20 protein-coding genes are annotated in these 22,102 nt (G+C 68.1%); 12 read left to right on the top strand and 8 right to left on the bottom strand.

Annotated features, from left to right (window positions below; all coding sequences use genetic code 11):
• Window positions 1-157 precede the first annotated feature (157 nt).
• Entirely contained in the window at window positions 158-1,552 is a 1,395-nt protein-coding gene (locus BLQ73_RS07715; protein WP_093169652.1) for an NAD(P)/FAD-dependent oxidoreductase, read from the top strand.
• A 178-nt stretch (window positions 1,553-1,730) separates the two neighbouring features.
• Window positions 1,731-2,870: a DUF418 domain-containing protein gene (locus BLQ73_RS07720; protein WP_245690872.1), complete on the top strand. Its 1,140-nt coding sequence runs from the start codon at window positions 1,731-1,733 to the stop codon at window positions 2,868-2,870.
• A gap of 18 nt (window positions 2,871-2,888) precedes the next feature.
• Here BLQ73_RS07720 and BLQ73_RS07725 read toward each other — a convergent pair whose 3' ends face one another.
• The 7 genes from BLQ73_RS07725 to leuE all read right to left on the bottom strand — a co-directional run bounded on the left by BLQ73_RS07725 (window position 2,889) and on the right by leuE (window position 8,888).
• Window positions 2,889-3,383: a beta-class carbonic anhydrase gene (locus BLQ73_RS07725; protein ID WP_093169653.1), complete on the bottom strand. Its 495-nt coding sequence runs from the start codon at window positions 3,381-3,383 to the stop codon at window positions 2,889-2,891.
• 244 nt (window positions 3,384-3,627) lie between these two features.
• Window positions 3,628-4,395, bottom strand: coding sequence for a PhzF family phenazine biosynthesis protein (locus tag BLQ73_RS07730; RefSeq protein WP_093169654.1), 768 nt, complete (start codon window positions 4,393-4,395; stop codon window positions 3,628-3,630).
• A gap of 24 nt (window positions 4,396-4,419) precedes the next feature.
• A complete protein-coding gene (locus BLQ73_RS07735) occupies window positions 4,420-4,944 on the bottom strand; it encodes a hypothetical protein (RefSeq protein ID WP_093169655.1) in 525 nt (174 codons plus the stop codon).
• Window positions 4,941-6,332 carry a glycosyltransferase gene (locus BLQ73_RS07740; protein ID WP_245690873.1) on the bottom strand — a complete coding sequence of 464 codons (1,392 nt, stop codon included), beginning with the start codon at window positions 6,330-6,332 and terminating at the stop codon, window positions 4,941-4,943. Before BLQ73_RS07740 ends, BLQ73_RS07735 begins: the two co-directional genes overlap by 4 nt.
• A 74-nt stretch (window positions 6,333-6,406) precedes the next feature.
• The gene (locus BLQ73_RS07745; protein WP_093169656.1) at window positions 6,407-7,057 is read right to left on the bottom strand and encodes a DedA family protein; all 651 of its coding nucleotides are present in this window, start codon (window positions 7,055-7,057) and stop codon (window positions 6,407-6,409) included.
• A gap of 386 nt (window positions 7,058-7,443) precedes the next feature.
• Entirely contained in the window at window positions 7,444-8,094 is a 651-nt protein-coding gene (locus tag BLQ73_RS07750; RefSeq protein WP_093169657.1) for a VC0807 family protein, read from the bottom strand.
• Window positions 8,095-8,234: 140 nt separating this feature from the next.
• Window positions 8,235-8,888: a leucine efflux protein LeuE gene (leuE, locus tag BLQ73_RS07755; protein ID WP_093169658.1), complete on the bottom strand. Its 654-nt coding sequence runs from the start codon at window positions 8,886-8,888 to the stop codon at window positions 8,235-8,237.
• A 182-nt stretch (window positions 8,889-9,070) separates the two neighbouring features.
• Here leuE and BLQ73_RS07760 point away from each other — a divergent pair, with 182 nt between their 5' ends.
• The 10 genes from BLQ73_RS07760 (at window position 9,071) to BLQ73_RS07800 (ending at window position 21,227) form a co-directional block, all read left to right on the top strand.
• Window positions 9,071-10,474 carry a selenium-binding protein SBP56-related protein gene (locus tag BLQ73_RS07760; RefSeq protein ID WP_093169659.1) on the top strand — a complete coding sequence of 468 codons (1,404 nt, stop codon included), beginning with the start codon at window positions 9,071-9,073 and terminating at the stop codon, window positions 10,472-10,474.
• Entirely contained in the window at window positions 10,471-11,067 is a 597-nt protein-coding gene (locus BLQ73_RS07765; protein ID WP_093169660.1) for a hypothetical protein, read from the top strand. Before BLQ73_RS07760 ends, BLQ73_RS07765 begins: the two co-directional genes overlap by 4 nt.
• A 109-nt stretch (window positions 11,068-11,176) precedes the next feature.
• Window positions 11,177-11,317, top strand: a complete 141-nt coding sequence (locus BLQ73_RS32145) for a hypothetical protein (RefSeq protein ID WP_176955322.1) — start codon at window positions 11,177-11,179, stop codon at window positions 11,315-11,317.
• Window positions 11,314-12,516 (top strand): YeiH family protein, encoded by a 1,203-nt coding sequence (locus tag BLQ73_RS07770; protein ID WP_245690874.1) that lies wholly within the window; start codon window positions 11,314-11,316, stop codon window positions 12,514-12,516. Before BLQ73_RS32145 ends, BLQ73_RS07770 begins: the two co-directional genes overlap by 4 nt.
• A 133-nt stretch (window positions 12,517-12,649) precedes the next feature.
• Window positions 12,650-13,330: a nitroreductase family protein gene (locus tag BLQ73_RS07775; RefSeq protein WP_093169661.1), complete on the top strand. Its 681-nt coding sequence runs from the start codon at window positions 12,650-12,652 to the stop codon at window positions 13,328-13,330.
• Between the two features lie 159 nt (window positions 13,331-13,489).
• Window positions 13,490-15,133 (top strand): cellulase family glycosylhydrolase, encoded by a 1,644-nt coding sequence (locus BLQ73_RS07780; protein WP_093169662.1) that lies wholly within the window; start codon window positions 13,490-13,492, stop codon window positions 15,131-15,133.
• Between the two features lie 377 nt (window positions 15,134-15,510).
• Window positions 15,511-15,732 carry a glycosyl hydrolase family 18 protein gene (locus tag BLQ73_RS07785; RefSeq protein WP_218125657.1) on the top strand — a complete coding sequence of 74 codons (222 nt, stop codon included), beginning with the start codon at window positions 15,511-15,513 and terminating at the stop codon, window positions 15,730-15,732.
• Window positions 15,733-15,913: 181 nt separating this feature from the next.
• Window positions 15,914-17,758: a cellulose binding domain-containing protein gene (locus BLQ73_RS07790; RefSeq protein ID WP_245690875.1), complete on the top strand. Its 1,845-nt coding sequence runs from the start codon at window positions 15,914-15,916 to the stop codon at window positions 17,756-17,758.
• Window positions 17,759-17,882: 124 nt separating this feature from the next.
• The gene (locus BLQ73_RS07795) at window positions 17,883-19,670 is read left to right on the top strand and encodes a chitinase (RefSeq protein WP_275936267.1); all 1,788 of its coding nucleotides are present in this window, start codon (window positions 17,883-17,885) and stop codon (window positions 19,668-19,670) included.
• 186 nt (window positions 19,671-19,856) lie between these two features.
• Window positions 19,857-21,227, top strand: coding sequence for a hypothetical protein (locus BLQ73_RS07800; protein ID WP_093169664.1), 1,371 nt, complete (start codon window positions 19,857-19,859; stop codon window positions 21,225-21,227).
• 501 nt (window positions 21,228-21,728) lie between these two features.
• Here the strand turns inward: BLQ73_RS07800 and BLQ73_RS33095 are convergent.
• A partial coding sequence (locus BLQ73_RS33095) for a hypothetical protein (RefSeq protein ID WP_218125658.1) occupies window positions 21,729-22,102 on the bottom strand: 374 nt, incomplete at its 5' end.

Consider the following 22,102-nt stretch of genomic DNA (forward strand, 5'->3'; position numbering starts at 1 on the left):
GACCTCAACGACAGCGAAAGACCTCAACAGTGGAACCGACAGTGAACAGGGAGGCGAGATCGGATTCAGGCGGGGGGAACCCGTGCGCGGCCTGAGTGAGGCCGCGCGATAGCGAAGAAACAGATACCTCTCAGAACCAAGTTGGGAAGTGGGATTTGTGGATCCGCTGAAGGCGCTGGCTGACGCGGAGCGCAAGCCGTACTGGCTGGACAACCCGGCCGGTCCCGAGCCGCTGCGGCGGCTCTTCGACACTACGAGCGCCGACCTGGTCGTCGTCGGCGGAGGCTTCTCGGGGCTGTGGACGGCCCTGATGGCCAAGGAACGCGACCCGTCCCTCGACGTGGTCCTCCTGGAGGGACGCAGAATCGGCTGGGCCGCCTCCGGGCGCAACGGCGGATTCTGCACGGCGACCCTCACACACGGACTGGCCAACGGCCTCGACCGGTGGCCCGAGGAGATTGCGACGCTCGAACGGCTCGGGCGCGAGAACCTCGACGAGATCGAAACGACCCTTCAACGCTACGGCGTCGAGTGCGGGTTCGAACGCACCGGCGAGCTGCACGTCGCCACCGAGCAGTGGCAGCTCGACGCCCTGACCGAACATGTGGACATCGCCCGCGAACTGGGGCAGGACCTCGTGGTCCTCGACGGGCCGCAGGTGCGGGCCGAGGTCGACTCGCCGACCTACGTGGGCGGCCAGTGGGACCGCGGCGGATGCGCGATGCTCGACCCCGCCAGACTCGCCTGGGGGTTGCGCGAGGTGTGCCTGTCGCTCGGCGTGCGGATCTACGAGCACACACCGGTGCGTTCGCTGCGCGACGACGGGGTGGTCATCGAGCTGCGCACCCCGCACGGGGCCGTGCGGGCCGCCAAAGTGGCGCTGGGCACGGGCGTGTTCCCGCCCTTGCTGCGCAGACTCAGGCACTTCGTGGTGCCGGTCTACGACTACGCCCTGATGACCGAGCCCCTGACGGCCGCCCGGCTCGCCCGGGTGGGCTGGCGCAACCGGCAGGGCATAGGCGACTCGGCCCACCAGTTCCATTACTACCGGCTCACCGAGGATAACCGCATACTCTGGGGCGGATATGACGCCGTTTATTACAACGGCGGTGCTATTCGTCGGGAATACGACCAGCGTGATGAGACCTTCACCACCCTGTCCGAGCACTTCTTCAGCACATTTCCCCAGCTCGATGACATCCGCTTCACCCACAGGTGGGGTGGCGTCATCGACACCTGCAGCAGGTTCAGTGCTTTTTACGGCACAGCCCACGAGGGCAGACTCGCCTACGCGGTCGGCTACACCGGCATGGGCGTCGGACCGACGCGTTTCGGAGCCAACGTCATGCTCGACCTGCTCTCCGGCGAGCCCACCGAACGCACCGCCCTCCAGATGGTGAGGGGGAAACCCATTCCCTTCCCACCGGAACCCGTCAGATCCGGGGTCATCCAGTTCACCCGCTGGTCGATCGCCCAGGCCGACGCCCACAGCGGCCGTCGCAACCTGTGGCTGCGCACCCTCGACCGGCTGGGGCTCGGGTTCGACTCCTAGTGCGGTTCACCGTACGGCGTGCGCCCCGAACCGGGGCACACGCCGTACGCGTGGGATTCTCTACGACGTAACACCACGCGTAATACCAAAGGATTACACGCTCTCAATAGAAGGGTGTAGGCGGATTTAAGCCGAGTAGCTGAGTTGTGTTCTTTTCGGCTGCGGGATCGTGGAATACGTGACCACGACCACGCGCATCCACGCGCTCGACATTCTCCGGGGTGTCGCCATTCTGGGGACCCTCGGCACGAACATCTGGATCTTCACGTCGGTGACGGGACCGGCCGGCGCCCCCGGCGCCGCGGAGTCGGTGCTCGCCTTCCTGTCCAACGGCAAGTTCCTCGGCATGCTCACCCTGATGTTCGGCATCGGACTCGAACTGCAGTACCGCTCGGCCCTGCGCAAAGGGATGCGCTGGCCCGGCTGGTACCTCTTCCGGGCGCTGCTCCTGCTGGTGGAGGGGCTCCTGCACTACGTTCTGATCTTCGAGTTCGACGTGCTCATGGGCTACGCGGTGACGTCGATGATCGTGGCCTACCTGATCGGGCGGAGCGACCGGGCCGTGCGGACCTGGATCGCCGTCATGGGCGCCTCGCACGTCCTGCTGATCGGGGGCGTCACAGCCCTGCTGTTCGCTTACGGCGGCGACGCCCCCGGCATCCTCGACACGGGCGCCATCCCGGGCACCTGGTTCGACCAGGTCATGACCCGGATCAAAGAGCCGCTCCTCTACCGGGTGGAAGCCGTCTTCATCATCCCCATGGGGATCGCCATGTTCCTCACCGGTTCCCGGCTCTACCGCGCCGGCCTGCTGGAGAACTCCGAACGCGGCGCCAGGCTGCGCACCCGCCTCATGGCCGCCGGCCTCGGCGCCGGCATCCCCCTCAACCTCATCGCGTCCTTCGCCGACCCGAAGCTCGCCCTGGTCGACCGCTACCTCGCCGCGCCCCTGGTCGCCGCCGGACTGCTCGGCCTGGTCACCGCGCTCGTCCACCGCCTCGGCGAGCGACCCGGCCCCCTCCGCGCCGGCCTGACCAATGTCGGCCGCACCGCCCTCTCGTCCTACATGCTGCAGAACCTCATCGCCGGAGTGCTGTGCTACGACTGGGGCCTCGGGCTCGCCCAGGCCCTCGCCGACGCGCGCCCATGGTGGGTCGTCGGCGCGTGGGCGGGCATCTGCGCGCTTCTCATGGTGCTCAGCACCCTGTGGCTGCGGCGCTTCGCCCGGGGCCCGATGGAGGCCGCCTGGCAGTGGGCCTACATGAAGCCCCGGGCGCGGCGCGCCCCCGGCGGAGACCGGGAGAAGGTCTCCGTCTGACCCCGCCCCTCAGGACGCTCAGCCCGTGACCTCGCGCAGGCGGCCGGTCTTCACGTCGTAGACGAAGCCCCGGACCGACTGCTTGTGCGGGATGAACGGGTCCGAGGTGATCCGCCCCACCGACTGCCGTACATCCTCGTCGAGGTCCGTGAACGCCTCGGCCGACCAGTCGGGCTTTATACCGACCTCGTTGTGGATCGTCTGCTTGAAGCCGTCGTCGGTGAAGGTGAGCATGCCGCAGTCGGTGTGGTGGATCAGAATGATCTCGCGGGTGCCGAGAAGCCGCTGGCTGATGGCCAGGCTCCGGCGCTCGTCGGCGGTCACCACGCCACCCGCGTTGCGGATCACGTGGGCGTCCCCCTCAGCCAGCCCAAACAGGCCGTAGACGTTGAGACGGGCGTCCATGCACGCCACGACGGCGACGCCTTTCGCGGGCGGTAGAGGAAGCTCTCCCCTGTCGAAATCGGCGGCATAGCGCTCGGCGTTGGTGAGAAGCTCGTCGGTGACGCTCATGTGGGTGCTCCGTTCCCTGTTCCGTGCCCCCACGCTTTCCCGGTATTGCCGACATGGTCAATAGGAAATGCCGCCTGGGGCTCCGGCTATCTCTCCCCGGCCCGCCTCACGGCCTTCTCGCGGGCGGGAGCGTGCGTCGAGACCTTGGACGACCAGAAGTCGGTGGAGTGGTCCAACCGGGGCGGTCGCCGTACGGCCTGCAGTCAGCTTTGCATCTGCCGAGCGGGTTGTTGCACTGGCGCGGTCAGAGATGGAGGTCACCGGACCAGATGGTGACGGCGTGGCCGGCCAGGTCGACGCGGTCGCCGCGGAGGGTGGTGCGCACGGTGCCGCCGCGTTTGGAGACCTGGGCGCCGACGAGGGAGTCGCGGCCGAGCTTCGCGGTCCAGTACGGCGAGAGCACGCAGTGCGCCGACCCGGTCACGGGGTCTTCGGCGACGCCGGCGCGCGGAGCGAAGAAGCGGGACACGAAGTCGGCGCCGTCGCGCGTGGCCCGCGCGGTGACGATGACGCCCCGGGCGTCGATGTCGGCCAGCCGGTCGATGTCGGGGGAGAGGGCGAGGACGGTCTCCTCGGAGTCGACCTCGACGAGCATGTCGAACTGGCTCCGGCCGACCCAGAGGGGTTCCACGCGCAGGGCGTCGAGCAGTCCGGGAGGCGGTGCGGCCTGCGTGGCGGGTTTGGCGGGGAAGTCCATGCCGATGAGGCCGCCGGAGGTCCGCTCGGTGGCGAGGGTGCCGCTCTTGGTGGTGAATTCGAGCCGCCCGGTCGCCCCCTGGGAGTAGAGCACGTGGGCGGTGGCCAGGGTCGCGTGGCCGCACAGGGCGACCTCGACCGCGGGGGTGAACCAGCGCAGGGTGTCGCCGAGCAGGAACGCGGTCTCCGAGAGGTTCATCTCGGCGGCGAGGTCCTGCATCCAGGCGTCGGGCATCGGCCCGGTGAGCAGGCACACCGCAGCCGGATTGCCGCGGAACGGGCGGTCGGTGAAGGCGTCGACGGTGAAGAGGCGCATAGCGCCGATCTTAAGAGCCGGGACTCAGGGGGAGTAGAGCACGCCTCCTCGGCCCTGGTCATTCCCCGGGGCGCCGTTCGCCGCCGTCTGCGGGGGCCGCAGCCGGAGTACGGCAAGGGCCATCAACGGCACCAGCACGATCTCCACCGCGATCAGCACGTGTTCCACCGAGGTCAGGAGCGGGGCGCCGAAGACCACGTCCGAGAGCACCGAACCGGGGCGGAGCACCAGCATGGCGATGAGGAGGAGGGCGGCCGTCCCCCCGGCTGCCTGGAGCATCCGCCACAGCATCTGCGGCGGACGATTCCTGGCCAGCATCCACGCGGCGCACGGCAGCCCGGTGAACACCACCGCCAAGGCCCAGGTGCGGACCTCCGAGGCATCACCGACGGGGAAGATCACGGTGAGGAGCAGCCCGAGGGCGACGGCGATGAGCATCACCCGGCTGGCGGCCCCCCGCACCGGATCGACCAGCGAGAGGCGGAAGGCCAGGCCGAGGCAGCCACCGGCCAGAATCAGGGTGCCGAGGATGTAGGCCGCCTCGTTCACCGATCCACCTCCTCGTAGATCTCCTCGAAACGCAGCAGGGACAGCTGGTCGCCGCGGGTCGCGGCCATGTCGCGGCTGCGCGCCCCCATCGCCGCGAGCGACGCCGGGTCGCCGAGGAGCTCGGCGATGTGGCGGCCGAGGGCTCTGGTCTCGCCCGGTCGGTACAGGTGGCCGTTCTGAGCGTCGGCGACCAGGTGGGAAAGTCCCGGAGTATCCGCGGCGACCACCGGCAGACCCGACGCCATCGCCTCCAAGGTCGCGAGATGCCGCAGACCCGAGGACCGCGGCATCGCGAACACATTGGCAGCCGCATAGACGTACGGCATCGACCGGTCGGGGACGAACCCCAGGAAACGTACCCGGTCCTCCACGCCGAGGCGCTCGGCGAGCCGCTCCAGAGCGCCCCGCGGACGTCCGGACCCGACGATCGCGAGCTGGGCATCGGTCACCTTCAACACGTGCGGTAACGCCCTGATCAGCTCGTCCACCCGCTTGTCGTCGCGTAGCCGCCCGACGAACAGCACCGTGTCCCGGTCGGGCAGGCCGAACCGGTTCCTGGCCCACGCCTGGGGCTCCACCTGCGGACGGAACCTCGCCAGGTCCACCCCTGAGGAGACGGCCTCGACCCGAGGGCCGAAGATCCGCTCCGACGGGAGGTCCCGCGGGTCCGCGACGGGCGCCGTCACCAGGTCGGCCCGCTCGAAAACGCGGGTGAGGTCGCGCCACGCCCACGCCCGTAGACGCGCGCGCACGGCGCGGGGCAGCGGAGCGGAACGCAGCAGTTCGTCCGGGGCGACGTGACCGGTCACGACCACCGGCACGCCCCTCCTGCGGGCGGCCGAGATCGCGGCCCGCCCCACGACGAGATGGCTGTGGACGTGGACCACGTCCGGGGCGAGCCCCGCCACGAGGCGGTCCAGCCGTACCGGCAGGGCGACCCGCGTCCCCGGGCTCACCAGGACGGGCGCCGACCTCAGGCGGTAGACCACCACCCCGTCGAGCATCTCCACACGGCCGGGACCGTCGGCCGACTGGCACACCACGTGGACTTCGTTACCCCTGGCCGCCAGGCCGGCGGCGAGCCTGTGAGCGTAGTGCGCGACGCCGTTCACGTCGGGCGGATAGGTGTCGGCCGCGATGAGGACGCGGCGGCGCCGTACCGGTGTGGCAGAGGTCATGTGTGATCCCTGCTGGGGGACCGCCTGTCTGAAATCGGGCGCGGCGGTCACGGAGTTGCGAGGGGCGGGGCCGGCCGGCCCGGGGTCGGAGGTGTCGAGGTCCTCGGCCGCGGCGGGCTCGGAGGGCGGCGCGTCGGCCGTACTCGCGGCGCGGCGCGTCATCATCGCGTTGCGGATAGTCGCGGGAGCGTCGGCGAAGGGCATGACCATGCGGTGCTCCGTTGCTCTGCGGGCGATCACATCGTCAGCGTCTCGCCGCGCGACCGGATGGACCAGAGGGGTTTTCACTTCGATCCAGAGGAGTTCACGAGCACGGGGGTCTCGGCTGGTACGGCGGAAGCCTTGGCCCGCTTCTTCCGGACGTAACGCACGATCTCGGTCACGGCGGCGACGGTGACGGCGATACCCAGTCCGAGCAGCAGCCCCTTGATCGGATCATGCTCAAACGCCATTCCGCCGAAATACCCGATCAGACCGGAGTAGACACCCCAGCTTATGGTCGCAAGCGCGTCAAACATCGCGAACCTGCGCCGAGGGTAGCCGCAGGCGCCCATGGTCAGCGTGGTGGCGGTGCGGCCTCCGGGGATGTAGCGCGCGATGACCAGAACCATCCCGCCCCGCTCGGCCAGGGCGTCCTCGGCCCAGTCGAAGGCCTTGGCCGTCTTGCCCTTGGCCCTTGCCCGCAGGCGCTTCCCGGACGTGCGGCCGAGGAAGTAGGAGAAGTGGTCGCCCGCGAACGCGCCGAGGGCCGCGACCGCGATCACCAACGCGAGGTTGGTCTCGCCGGTCGCCGCGAACACGCCCGCTGTGATGACCGCGGTCTCACCTGGGACGACGGGGAAGAACCCGTCGATGAAGGCGACGGCGAACAGCGCCACATAGATCCATGGCGAACTCATGACCTCTCGAAGGAGGCCGATGATGGCATCGGACATGGTCGCAGGACTCCGGTCGTCGAGGCTGGAAATGGTCGGGTACGCGCCATCAAGGCTGGATGCCCCCATAGCCTGCCGACTCGTATCGAGTCAGATCATCGGGGTACCCCCTGGAATCGACCCCGGGTGTCCCCCGAGTAGATTCCGGGTGATCCCCCCGTGCCCCTCGCTATCAAGGTATTGGCTGCCGATGATCCGATACATCGCACCAATGGCCGATTTGCTCCCCGACCTTAGGCAGAGAGACATCCCCTACCAAGGGTGGAGGTAGAGGGAAAGCCGCAGGTTGTGGCATCGCTGAGAACGCTCGCCCGGCTGAGGCCGCGCGTGCGTGTGGCCTTGTTCTTTCGGCCGTATCGCCCGGCCGAGCCCAGTCGGGAAATCCCTTAGGTGGGGAGTTCGGCCGCTCGCGAGGAGTCGGCGTGCAGGCGGTGGAGTACGCGCCGGAAGGCCCAGATCGAGAAGGCTATCGCCATGCCGCTGATCACGGCGACGGCCGATGTGCGGACCACGAGATAGAAGGCCGTCGACTCCTGTACGAGGATCCAGATGCTGACTGCGGAGTTGAGCAGGAGCACGAACGCCCACAGGAGTGTGATCCGCGCGAAGAACCTGCGCATGCGCTCATTCTTCAGCACCGCGGAGGGCAAGTGGATGTAGTCGAGCGTCAGTTTCTCGACGAAGGGACGGCGCAGCCGTACGGAGGCCAGGAAGACGAAGCTGATGCACACGGTGCCGAGTTCGGAGGGGAGGAAGAACCCCACTCCGCTTCCTGTCCACAACCCGAGAGCCGCCCTGGCGGTGATCGCCAGGGCGGCCAGAAGCATGGTGTACGGCACCGGCCGCCGCCGGATCCACCGGTAGATGACCCCTCCGTAGACCCAGGTGACCGCGGCGGCGAGCGCTCCGGTCTCGCCGAGAACCATGAGCGCCGTGTAGAAGACCGCCAAAGGGGCCACCACCGCCTCCAGAATGCGGGGCGCCGCGGTCTTCGCTAGCACCGTGAGCCTGGGCAGGGTGACAGGGGGCTGGGACATGGCTCTCCGTTGAGGGGGCGGCCGGGAGGGCGGCCCCGGGGGGACGCCTCGCTAACCGTACCCGACCCCGATGCACAACCGTGACATAACGGCTCGATGATCTACCTGCACATATCCAGCACTTGGCGTTCCTTTCGTTATCAGAGCGTTGCTGTCGCCAATTTCGCCCCAAAGAACACAAACACCCCTCCGGCCGCAGTGGTCATGCCCGCGGAGAGCCTGCGCCTGGCCCGGAACTGCGCGGCCAGATAGGTGCCGCCGAAGATGAGCACGGACAGGTAGAGCACGCTGAAGATCTGGACGATCGCCGCCAGGATGAGGAACGACAGCGCAGGTGTCCCATAGGCCGGATCGACGAACTGGCTGAAGAACGAGATGAAGAACAGGATGGCCTTCGGGTTGATCAGGCTGATCATCAATGCCCTGCGGAACGGATCGGTCGGCACCGCCACCTGCTCGGGAGCGGGCGCGTCGACACCTGCCTCCCGTGAGCGCCACGCCTTCCACGCCGCTCGCATCAACCCCAGGCCGACCCACACCAGATAGGCCGCGCCCGCGTACTTCACCACCATGAACAATGCGGGGTTGGCCTTGAGCACCGAGGCCATACCCGCGGCCGACAGCAGGATCAGCACGGTGTCGCCCAGGAAGACCCCCGCCGCTGCCCGGTAGCCCATCCCCACCCCGCGCTGTGCGGCGGTGGAGAGCACGAACAAGGAGTTCGGACCCGGGAGCAGGATGATGAAGAAGGCGCCGGCGATGTACGTCCAGATGTCAGTGATGCCGAAGAACATGATGTAGCGCTCCAGAGGGATGGGTGCTCCAAAGTTATCCCGCCCGCGCAATCCGTTTTCTGTGGGCCTGCCGTATGCGCCCTAGGTCACCGCACGGCGAGGACACGGCGAGGACACGGCGAGGGCACGCGACACGCCTATCCCCATTGACTTGATAGGAAATGCGGGAACATGCTGACGGCATGACCTTGTGGAAGCCCGATCCCACGTTCTATCCGTCGCCGAGAGACGCCGCCGCCGCGCCGCCGGAGAAGCTCGCCTACGTCGCGGCCTTCGACCGGTCGGCCACCCGTCCCGACGCGATGGCCGTCCTCGACACCGACCCCGACTCGTCCGCCTACGGCACGGTCGTCGGGTGGACCGATCTACCCTTCACCGGGGACGAGCTCCACCACTTCGGGTGGAACGCCTGCAGCAGTGCTCTCTGCCCGAACGCTCCGCACCCGCACACCGAGCGGCGCTACCTCATCGTGCCCGGCCTGCGCTCGTCGCGCATCTACGTGCTCGACACCAAGGACCGCGTGAGCCCCGAGGTCGTCAAGGTCATCGAGCCCGAAGAACTCGCGGAGCGGGCCGGCTACTCGCGCCCGCACACCGTGCACTGCGGCCCCGAAGGGCTCTACGTCTCGGCGCTCGGCGGCGCGGACGGCAGGGAGGGCCCCGGCGGGATCGCGCTGCTCGACCACACCTCCTTCGAGGTGCTCGGGCAGTGGGAGACCGAGCGCGGGCCGCAGTATCTCGCCTACGACTTCTGGTGGCACATCAACCACGATGTCCTCGTGACCTCCGAGTGGGGCACGCCGAGCATGATCGAGAACGGTCTGGTCGGCGAGCTGCTGCTCGGCCGGAAGTACGGCCACCGCCTCCATTTCTGGGACCTCCGCAAACGCCGCCACGTGCAGGAGGTGGACCTCGGCGACCAATACCAGATGGCGCTGGAGCTGCGCCCCGCCCACGACCCCACCAAGACCTACGGCTTCGCCGGCGTCGTCGTCAGCGTCGAAGACCTCTCCGCCTCGGTGTGGGTGTGGCACCGGGACGGCAAGGGCTGGGCCGTGCGCAAGGTCATCGACATCCCCGCCGAGCCGGCCCCCGCCGAACTGCTCCCGCCGATCCTCCAGCCGTTCGGCGCGGTACCCCCGCTCGTCACCGACATCGACCTGTCGGTGGACGACTCGACCCTCTACGTCTCGTGCTGGGGCACCGGCGAGCTCAAGCGGTTCGACGTGACCGACCCCTTCAACCCGGTGGAGACCGGATCGCTGAGGATCGGCGGCATCGCGGGGCGCGCCGAGCATCCCGCGGCGCCGGGGGTGCCGCTGTCGGGCGGCCCGCAGATGGTGGAGGTGAGCCGGGACGGCAAGCGCGTCTACGTGAGCAACTCCCTCTACGGCGCGTGGGACGACCAGTTCTACCCCGACGGGGTCGGAGCCTGGCTGGCCAAGATCGACAGCGCCCCCGGAGGCGGGGCGTTCACCTTCGACACGCGGTTCTTCCCCCACGGGGACGACTGGCGCGGCCTGCGCCCCCACCAGACCCGCCTGTCCGGCGGCGACGCCTCCTCCGACTCCTACTGCTATCCATGACGCTCACGGCCGTGCTCCTGCTGGGGGCCTTCCATGGGGTCAACCCGGCGATGGGCTGGCTGTTCGCCGTCGCGCGAGGGTTGCAGGAGCGCAGCCGCGACCGCCTGCTCCAGTCGCTCCCGGCCATCGCGGCGGGGCACCTCGCCTCGGTGGCCGTGGTCGCGCTCGTCGTCGCGGCCACCGGGTCGCTGGTGACCGGCACCGCGCTGTCCATCGGCGGCGGTGTGGTGCTGGTGGGGTTCGGGCTGTGGCGGCTGCTGTCGAAGCGGCATTTCCGCTGGGTCGGCATGAACCTGTCACTCGCGCAGCTCACGGCGTGGTCGTTTCTGATGTCGTCGGCCCATGGAGCGGGGCTCATGCTCGTGCCGGCGTTCGCCTCGGCCCACACCGGTCACGCGGGGCACGCGATGTCGGGCGGCCTGGGGATAGCCGCCCTGCACACCTTGGCGATGTTCGCGGTCGCCGGGGTCATCGCCGTGGTCGTCTACGAGGTCGCGGGGGTCGCGGTCGTGCGCCGGACCTGGTTCAACCTGGACCGGATGTGGGCCGTGGCCCTGATCGCGGCGGGTGTGTTCACGCTGGTGCAGGTCTGACCAGGGTGCAGATCTGACCAGGAGGGCTTTACCTGAAATCCCTACTGCTTTACCATGAAATAGCTCGGGGGGTGGTGAGAGGGCCGCGGGACGGCTGTGAGAGGTCGTGATGGGCGAAAGCGAATCCGCACGCCGCGAACGCGGCACGCGAAAGCGGGCGATCGGCGAGGACTGGGCGGCGACGATCGTCGGCCTGCTCCTCCTGATCCTGGTCCTTCTGGGCGTGATCCCCCAAGGGGTGATCCCGTGACCGACCCGGGGGAGCGCGCCACCGCGCAGACGAACACCGGGGAACCGGCCACCGAGCACACGGCCGGGACCCGACGAGGGGACGACCCCGCCGGGCTGGAGGCGAGGCCCGTCCCCCGGGCCTGGACCGCACTCGGTGTCGTGACCGTGCTCGTGCTGGCCGCCGCCACCCGCTTCCTTGAGCAGGCCGTGCCGGAGACCTTCACCGGCACGGCCCTCGAAGACCTCGCCGCCGCGATCGAGTATCCCGTGTACGCGATCGTCCTCGGCCTGCTCGGCAACGCGCTCCTGGCCGCGACCGGCCTGCGTGACCGGCTCGCCGGCGGATTCCGCACCGAGTTCTTCATCAAGACCGGGCTCGTCCTGCTCGGAGCCTCGATCAACCTCAGCGTGATCGCCACCGCCGCCGGGCCGGCCATCCTCCAGGCCGTCGTGCTGATCAGCGCGGTGTTCCTCTTCTCGTGGTGGCTCGGCGGGCGGCTCGGCCTCCCCGAGAAACTCCGCGCCCTGCTCTCGGCGGCGGTGGCGATCTGCGGTGTGAGCGCGGCCATCGCGGCGGCGGGAGCCGTACAGGCCAAACGCGAGCAGCTCGCCTACAGCGCGAGCCTGGTGATCGTCTTCGCGTTGCCGTCCATTTTCATCCTGCCGTGGCTCGCGGGAGTGTTCGGGCTCTCCCCGGAGGTGGCGGGAGCGTGGATCGGCGGCAACATCGACACCACGGCGGCCGTCACCGCGGCGGGCGCGCTCGTCGGCGAGGAGTCCCTCCAGGTGGCGAGCATCGTGAAGGTCACCCAGAACGCCCTGATGGGCGTCGTCGCCATCGCGCTCACCGCCTACTTCGCCTTCCGTGTCGAGCGCGGCGTCGAGCGCGACCCCGCCGCGAGCCATCCGCGCCTCGCCGACCTGTGGCACAGGTTCCCGAAGTTCGTGCTCGGGTTCGTGGCCGCGTCGGTCATCGCCACGTGGTATCTCTCCACCGTCACCGCGGCCGAGGGCAAAGCGGTCATCGGCGTTGCGAACGATCTGCGGGTGTGGTTCTTCATCCTCGCCTTCGTCAGCATCGGGCTGGAGTTCCGGGTCGCGTCGCTCAAGGAGGCGGGCTGGAGGCCGGTCGGCGTCTTCGCCTCGGCGACCGTGGTCAACGTGGTGCTCGCCCTGGGGCTGGCCCTGCTGCTCTTCAGCGGCTTCTCGGCCGGCTGACCCCCGCTCCGGGTACGGCTTGCGCGCGGTGTGCGCGGTGCGCAAGCCGTACCCGGTTTTTGATGTCTCCTTGCCTGCCCTGCTAGGTGGAATCACGCTTCAACTGCGTAGATAGGCAGCTATGGGAGATCTGATGAGTCACGAGGATGAACATCCGTTTGTTCCCTACCAGCCCCAGCGGTACGGCGACGCCGAGACGGTCGAGCGGGGACGCGCGTTCCTCGCGCAGGTCGAGCGGCGCAGGAGCGTGCGCCACTTCAGCGGCGAGCCCGTGCCCCGCGAATGCGTCGATCTCGCGGTGCGGGCCGCGAACACCGCCCCTTCCGGCGCGCACCAGCAGCCCTGGAAGTTCGTGGTGATCGGCGATCCGATCCTCAAGCACCGTATCCGGGAGGCCGCCGAGGTCGAGGAACGGCAGAACTACGAGGGCGGCCGGCTGCCGGCCGAGTGGCGGGAGGCGCTGGCCCCCCTCGGTACGACGGCCGACAAGGGGTATCTGGAGGTCGTGCCGTGGATCGTGGTGTGCTTCGCGGAGAAGTACGGCGTGCGCCCGGACGGCTCGAAGCGCCGACACTACTACGTGAACGAGAGCGTCGGCATCGCCTGCGGGCTGTTCATCATGGCCCTGCACGCGATGGGCCTGTCGACGCTCACCCACACCCCCAATCCGATGGGGTTCCTCAGCGAGATCTGCAGACGCCCGGCCAACGAGCGGGCGTACATCCTCTTCCCCGTGGGGTACGCGGCGAGGGACGCGCAGGTTCCCGACCTGGTGCGGAAACCCCTCCCGGAGGTGTTGGTCGAGCTCACGTAGAGATGCCGCGAGACCTGGCCGGAGAGGGCCCGGCCCCCTTTTGGGTCTTGTGCGTTGTGATTCCGGGTCTTATTCTCGCCGCTGATGGTTAGGAAACTTTCCTAACCATCAGTTCCGGTCCGCACGCCGGGCCTCCCCCCAGCCCACCGCGGGAGAAATATGAGACGCGCCACCCCTGTGCTTGTTCTGACCGGCATCCTCACCCTGCTGATGACGCTGCTCACCCCCGCAGCCGCCCATGCCGACACCGCCGCCTTCGCTAAGACCCAGGACTGGGGAAGCGGCTACGTCGGCAACTACACCGTCAAGAACACCGGCTCCACCGCGCTGAACGGCTGGACGGTCGCCTTCGAACTGCCGCCGGGCACCGGAGTCGGGTCCTACTGGGACGCCCAGATGGCCAGATCCGGCAGCCGCTACACCTTCACCAATCGCGAATACAACCGCACCGTCGCCCCTGGGGGCACCGTCACCTTCGGATGGGTCTCGACCGGCCCGGCCGCCCCGACCGCCTGCAGGCTGAACGGCGCCGCCTGCGACGGAGGCGGCGATCCCGGTGACACGACCCCGCCCACCGTGCCCGGCGGACTGCGCGTCACCGCCACCACGGGCACCACCGTCACCCTCGCCTGGAACGCGTCCACCGACGACAGCGGCCCGGTCAAGGAATACCGCGTCTACAGCGGCACCAGCGTGGTCGCCACCAGCGCCACCACCCACGCCGTCATGGCCGGCCTCGCACCGAACACCGCCTACGCCTACAGCGTCGCCGCCCGAGACGGCAGCGGCAACGAGTCCGCCAAGAGCGCGGTGCTCGCCGTCAGGACCCACGACGGAGGCGGCGGCACCGGCACACCTGTCGCCGCCAATGGCAAGCTCACCGTGTGCGGCACCAAGCTCTGCAACAAGAACGGCAAGGCCGTACAGCTCCGCGGCATGAGCAGCCACGGCCTGCAGTGGCATGCCGACTGCATCACGGGCGCCTCCCTCGACGCCTTGGCCGACGACTGGAAGGCCGACGTGGTGCGGCTGTCGATGTACATCCAGGAGGAGGGGTACGAGACCGATCCCCGCCTGTTCACCGATCGCATGCACACCTTCATCGACATGGTCAGCGCGCGCGGGATGTACGTGATCGTGGACTGGCACATGCTCACCCCCGGCGACCCCTTCCACAACCTGCAGCGGGCCAAGACCTTCTTCAGCGAGATCGCCGAGCGCCACGGCGGCAAGGCCAACATCCTCTACGAGGTGGCCAACGAGCCCAACAACAAACCGGGGGAGACCCGCGTCGACTGGCCGCTGATCAAGAGCTACCACGAGCAGATCATCCCGGTGATCCGGGCCAAGGACCCCGACTCGGTGATCCTGCTCGGCACCCGCGCCTGGTCGTCGCTGGGCGTCTCTGAAGGCGGCAATGAGAGCGAGGTCGTCAATAACCCGGTCAACGCCTCCAACATCATGTACACCTTCCACTTCTACGCCGCCTCCCACGGCTCCGCCTATGTGGAGACCCTGTCCCGCGCGGCCGACCGCATCCCGGTGTTCGTGACGGAGTTCGGCACGCAGAACCACGCGGGCGAGGGCGCCAACGACTTCACCCGGTCGCAGGAATACCTCGATCTCATGGCCCGGAAAAAGATCAGCTGGGTCAACTGGAACTTCTCCGATAACCATCGCTCCGGCGCGGTGTACGAGTCGGGCACCTGCGACGCCGCCAACCCCGCCTGGGCGGGGACGAGCCGGCTGAAGGAGGCCGGCGTCTGGGTGCGCGACCGCGTCCGTACCGCTGACGACTTTTAGGTCCCGTCACGATCTGTACGGCATCAGCCCGCACAGCGTGCAACGAGAAGTGACCTGATTCCCTCAAAAACGGGTTCTCCCACCCGAAGAACAGCCGTCTCGGATCGCCGGTCGATCGCCAATCCGAGGCGGCTGTCTTATCCCTAAGGCGTGGTTAATCCTGACTTAATGTCTCATCGGCCCTATGACCGTTTTGGGCCTTGTGATGCAGCTTTGTCAAAGCTACGATCGCCACAACTCTTAGGAAACTTTCCTAAAAATTGAGCCACACCTGGAGTGCCGATGGCCCGGTCTCCGCCTTGAACACCCCGCCCATCTGCGGAGACCGAAGAGGCCGGACTGCGCGGCTACAGGAACATCGCCACCGCCGTGCCGGGATGCACCGTCCACCACGACACCGTCGCCACCACGACACCGTCGCCGTCGCGACCTACTGCTACACCGGCACCAACGGGCAGTGGTGGTCGTTCGACGACGCCTGGTCGATCCAGAAGAAGACCGAGTACATCAAGGCGAAGGGCCTGCTCGGAGGCATGATCTGGGAGATGTCCGGCGATACGGGCGTCCTCATGACCGCCCTCGACAACGGCCTTCGCTGATCCGAGCCCGGGCGGGCACGCGTCCCATCGTGCCCGTCCCGCCGTACGGCCGGTCATCCCTGCCGGAGGTCGCCCTCGGCACACCCCCCGGCCGGCCGTACGGCACCGCCCCCGCGCTTCCCCCACCGATGCCGCGGGACTCACATGTCCACAGTCCGCCAGTTCCCCGGATGAGGTCCGCATGAGATTGGTCCGTATCGCCGTCGCCGCGATCTTCGCGGTGGCGTCCGCCCTCGTCATGACGGCGCCGGCCCAGGCCGCCACCGTCACGGCGACCTACACCAAGCCCTCCGACTGGGGGTCCGGCTTCGAAGGCCGGTACACGATCAAGAACAACACCTCCGCCGCCATCACCACGTGGAAGGTGGAGTTCGACCTTCCGGCCGGCCACCAGGTGACATCGTCCTGGGACGCCGTCCAGAGCAGGACCGGCCAGCGCTACACCTTCACCAACGTCGGCTGGAACGGCTCCGTGGCCCCCGGCGGCACGGTGACCTTCGGCTTCCTCGGCTCGCCCGGCGGGGCCGCCGCCGAACCGCAGAACTGCAAGATCAACGGTGTGGACTGCGGCGGCGGGACCGGGACCGTCCCCGGCAAGCCCGGTCAGCCAGTCCAGGCCGGGGGAGCGGGTGACCGCGTCAACCTCAGCTGGGGCGCGTCCTCCGGCACCGTCGAGGGCTACCGCGTCTACGACGGCACGACCGTCAAGGCCACCGTCAACGGCACCGGCACCACCGCCGAGGTCACCGGCCTCCAGGGCTGCCAGCAGTACACCTTCACGGTGAAGGCGTTCAACAGCGCCGGTGAGTCCCCGGCCAGCGAGCCCGTCACCGCCAGCACCCTCGGCTGCCTCGGCACGCCCCCGCCGCCGACGAACGCCACCGCCACCTCCAACGACACCAGCATCACGCTCACCTGGCAGCGGCCCGCCTTCACCGGACCGCTCACCGGCTACCGGGTCTACGAGGGCACCACGCGCAAGGCCGAGGTGACCGCCACCACCGCCACCATCACCGGACTCGGCGCGTGCGAGACCCACAACTACACCGTCAAGGCCTACAACGAGGTCGGCGAGTCCACCCCCGTGGCCGTCACCGGCAAGACCACCGGCTGCACCGTGGACCCGCTGCCGAGGAACTTCCTCACCGGCTACTGGCACAACTTCGTCAACCCCGCCGTCGAACTGAAGCTCAGCCAGGTCCCCGACGAGTACGACCTCATCGCCATCGCGTTCGCCGACGCCACCGCGACCCCCGGCAAGGTCGTCTTCAACCTCGACTCCGGCCTCGCCGCGGCCGTCGGCGGATACACCACCGCGCAGTTCAAGGCCGACGTCCGCGCCCTGCAGGCCAAGGGCAAGAAGGTCATCATCTCCGTCGGCGGCGAGCTCGGCGCCGTGCGCGTCGCCAGCGCCACCGAGGCGACCGCCTTCGCCGACAGCGTGTGGGCGATCATGCAGGAGTACGGCTTCGACGGTATCGACGTCGACCTTGAGAACGGTCTCAACGCTACCTACATGGGCCAGGCCCTCCGGTCGCTGCGGGCCAAGGCCGGAGCCGGCCTGATCATCACGATGGCGCCGCAGACCATCGACATGCAGTCGACGGGCATGGAGTACTTCAAGCTCGCCCTCAACATCAAGGACATCCTCACCGTCGTCCACATGCAGTTCTATAACTCCGGCGGAATGCTCGGCTGCGACCAGCAGCAGGCGTACAGCCAGGGCACGGTCAACTTCCTCACCGCCCTCGCCTGCATCCAGCTGGAGAACGGCCTGCGCCCCGACCAGGTGGCCCTCGGCGTGCCCGCCGGCACCGGCGCGGCCGGCGGCGGCGTGGTCTCACCGTCGGTAGTCACCAACGCCCTCGACTGCCTCACCAAGCGGACCAACTGCGGAAGCTTCGTCCCCCCGCGCGCCTACCCCGGCATCCGCGGCGTCATGACCTGGTCCATCAACTGGGACGCGCAGCACAACTGGAGCCTTTCCCGCGCCATCAAGCCGCACCTCGCGACACTCCCCCAGTGAGCCGGCACTAGCCGCCTCCCCGAGGGAACGACGTTCGACTTCCCTTCGGACCTCGACGAGATACGCCTTTCTGCCGGGCGGTAGCCGTACGGCCGCCGCCCGGCAGCTCCCAGTGAGGAAAAGCGTGAAACTACAGCGACTCGCGGCAAGCCTCGCCCTCGCCGTCGGACTGACCGCCCTCAGCGCCACCCCGGCCCTCGCCGCCAACATCGCCGTCAACTCCGGATTCGAGAACGGACTGACCGGCTGGTCCTGCGGATCCACCGCCAAGACGGTCACCACCCCCGTACACGCCGGCACCTCCGCCCTGGAAGCCACGGCCCAGAGCGGCGACCTCGGCCGCTGCTCGCAGACCGTCACCGTCCAGCCCAACACCTCCTACACCCTCGCCGCCCGGCTGCGCGGAAGCTACGTCTTCGTCGGTGTCCAGGGCAACGGAGTCACCGACCGCAACACGTGGGTCTCTTCCCCGGGCGCCTACCAGCAGGCGTCGCTCACCTTCACCACCGGGGCCACCACCACCAGCGTGACCATCTACGTCAACACGTGGTACGGCCAAGGCACGTATTACGCCGACGACGTCACCCTGGACGGCCCCGCCGGACAGGACCAGCCCCCGCCGATGCCGTCCGGGCTGGCAATGACCTCCGACGTGGTGGACGTAAAGCTCGCCTGGAACGCCAGTTCGGTGCCCGTGACGGGCTACCACGTCTACCGGGGCGGCACCAAGATCGCGACGGTGAACGCCACCACATACACCGCGACGGGGCTGACGATCGGCACGCCGTACACCTTCCAGATCAGCGCCTACAACGCGGCAGGGGAGTCACCGAAGTCGACCGCCGTGACCGTGACACCGCGCGACGGTGGCACAGAAACACCGGGGCAGCTGCCCAAGCGTGTGATGGTGGGATATCTCCACGCCTCCTTCGCCAACGGGTCTGGATATACGAAGATGCGTGACGTCCCCAATGAGTGGGACGTCATCAACCTCGCCTTCGGCGAACCCACCAGCGTCACCTCCGGCGACATCCGCTTCGCCCAGTGCCCCGCGGCCGAATGCCCCAACGTGGAATCCGAAGCCGACTTCATCGCCGGCATCCGCGAGAAGCAGGCCCTCGGCAAGAAGGTGCTCATCTCCATCGGCGGCCAGAACGGCCAAGTGCAGCTCACCAGCACCGGCGCCCGCGACAAGTTCGTCCAGTCGGTGTCGGCCATCATCGACAAGTACGGTCTCGACGGCCTCGACATCGACTTCGAAGGCCATTCGCTGTCCCTCAACGCCGGTGACACCGACTTCAGGAACCCGACGACCCCGGTCATCGTCAACCTGATCGAGGCCATCCGTGCGCTCAAGGCGCGCTATGGGAAGAACTTCGTGCTGACCATGGCCCCCGAGACCTTCTTCGTCCAACTCGGCTACCAGTTCTACGGTCCAGGGCCCAACAACGCCGCCGACCCCAGGGCCGGGTCCTACCTCCCCGTGATCCACGCCCTGCGCAACGACCTCACCCTGCTACACGTCCAGGACTACAACTCCGGGCCGATCAAGGGGTTGGACGACCAGTTCCACACCATGGGCACCCACGACTTCCACGTGGCCATGACCGACATGCTCCTCGCCGGATTCCCGATCATGGGCAACCAGGCCAACGTCTTCCCGCCGCTGCGCCAGAACCAGGTCGCCATCGGGCTTCCCGCGGCTCCGTGGGCGGGCAACGGCTTCACCACCGTGGCCGAAGTCCAGAAGGCCTTCGACTGCCTTGCCAAGGGCACCAACTGCGGCCCCTACCGTCCCCGGGGCGTCTACCCCGACCTGCGCGGCCTGATGACCTGGTCCATCAACTGGGACAGGTACAACAACTTCGAGTTCTCCCGCCAGCACAGGGCATACCTCAACGCCCTTCCGTAGGCCGGGCTTCCGCAGGCCGGGCTTCCGTAAGCCGGGGGGAAGCGGCCGCCCCACCTCTCCGGTGGGGCGGCCCGCCACCACGAGTTGTCGGTCGGTAACACTTTGTTGTGCAGACTGTGAGTACAGGCTCAGTTTCGCTGCTTGAGTGGAAGCGTGGACGCGAGGTCCGGCAGGCTAGAGGCCGTCATGGACTACGCAATCCCCACGGGGCTCATCCTCGTCATCGGTGTCGTGCTCGCTCTAGTCGCGCAATGGCGAGGTTGGAGGCCCACGCTACTCATCACACTCGCCGTCGGCATCGGCTTCCGCGTCGCCATCATGCTGATGTCGGCCGTCGACACGTGGCAGCCGGTCGACTTCGTCGAGAGCTTCAAACCCGCGGGCGAGGCGATCCTGAACCGGGAGGATCCGGTCCTTGGCAGCGAGGGCGGATGGCATTTCCTCCCCACCATCCCTTACGTCTACGGGCTTCTGCTCTGGCTCGGTATCCCCTGGGAGATCGGCGGCCGACTCGTCACCGTCGTCGCCGACGTCATCCTCATCCCGCTGGTCGGGGCACTCGCCGGAGGCCGGACGGCCTCCCTGCGCGCCTTCCAGTACGCGTGCAACCCCCTGGCCCTGCTCGTCGCCTCGGTCCACGGCCAAGTCGAACCCGTCGCCCTCGTCTTCGGCGTCGCCGCCTTCGTCGTCGCGCGTGGCCCCGGAGACCCCGAACGGCGCGGCATCACCATGGAACCCCGCGAAGCCGTACAACGCCTTCGCGGCGGAATCGCCGCCCACGGCTTCGCCGCATTCCTCCGTCAGGCCGTCGCCCCCCGCGCCGGCGAACGCGGCGACCTGCGCCGAGCGCTCTACGCGGGCCTTCTCATGGGTCTGGCCCTCTGCGCCAAGAGCTGGCCCATCTGGCTCATCCCCGGCATGCTGCTCCTGCTGCCAGGACTGCGCAGCCGCGCGGTCGCCCTGGTCGCCACCGGCATCGCGCCCGTCTTCTTCCTCGTCACCTTGCCGATCTTCGCCGGGACCTCCATCAGCCAGATCCCCGAGGTCATCGCGGTCATCAGGCACATCCGCCCCATCGTCGGCGAATGGGGCTGGACGGCCATCGCCGTCGGCGGCGACTGGACCCTCCACGCGACCCTGGCCGGTATCGGCACCTACCTCATCTACGCCACCGTGCTGGTGGTGATCTACCTGTGGCGGAAGGCCGACCCCATCGACCTCACCACCGCCATCCTGCTCGCCTTCATGGTCGTCACCCCGAGGCTCGGCGCGCAGTACCTCCTGTGGTTCATGCCGTTCCTCGTCGCCCGCCCCACCCGCTTCGCCTGGCCCGCCGTCATCGGCGTGTCCCTATGGGCGGGAGCCGGATACATGTACCTCACCCAGTTCGACACCGACACCTGGTGGGAACTCCACTCGATCTGGGCCCAGGCCAGCATCGTGCTGCTCCCCGTCCTGGCCCTCGCCATGCCGTGGAACCGCCGCAACCCAGAAAAACTCCCCGTCCGGTCCAGCACCGACAGCCCCCGCGCACAGGTCGGCGCCGGCAAACGCTGACGCGCCGCCCGGCCGGCTCGGGCCGTACGGCGTGTGCCGTACGGCCCGGGGGCCTCATCTCCCGCCGGTGACGGACGCGGGCGGCTCGTTCCGATCACCACGACCTCCACACGCGGCCTCGAACTCTCCGCCGTTCCCCGCTCCCACCCGAGCTGATCCAAACCCGATCAGGTCCTCCCTGAGCAGGCCCTCGCGAGCAGGTCCTCCCCGAGTGGGCAGAGAATCACCTTTTCTTGTGATTTGTGTGATCTGTGAAGCCGTAGGTGCCGGTGGGTTTGTGAGTCGGTTCCCGCGCGGGTTTGTGGAACCGGTTTGTACGGCACCGCCGACGGGCCCGTGTGTGATTTGACGAGGTGGATGGCTGAACGTAGTCTTCTCCAAGCCCGAGGGGGGCGAGAGATCGCCAAAGCCCCGAAGGAACCCCAAAGATCGACATCCGTCACTGGGACACGTGCGTGTCCAGGTGGGCTCGCTTTGACTGAAAGCGAGACGGGGAGTAGGTTAGAAGGGTTGCTCTGGAGACAGGGCAGGTTGAAATTCCTTTCGATTCTCGCCCGAGAGTTGAAACAGCCCGGAAACGAGCTGATTTGACGCCGGAGCGGAAAACGGAAAGAATAACAACACAACAGAACGAAATGGGTACGCCCCAGAAGAACGGGCCTGAGGGTCCGGGCGGATGGTGGACGCGTTCGTTTCTTGAGAACTCAACAGTGTGCTAAAAGCCAGTGCATGATGCATTACCTCCGTCCACCCACCGATGGTGGGGGATGGTTCCTTTGGTTGACACCCTTTTTTGGGGTGCTCAGCCGGGTTCTGCTTGACAGACATTGTTTGGAGAGTTTGATCCTGGCTCAGGACGAACGCTGGCGGCGTGC

It is taken from the genome of Sinosporangium album (assembly GCF_900100605.1).
GTDB lineage: Bacteria > Actinomycetota > Actinomycetes > Streptosporangiales > Streptosporangiaceae > Sinosporangium > Sinosporangium album.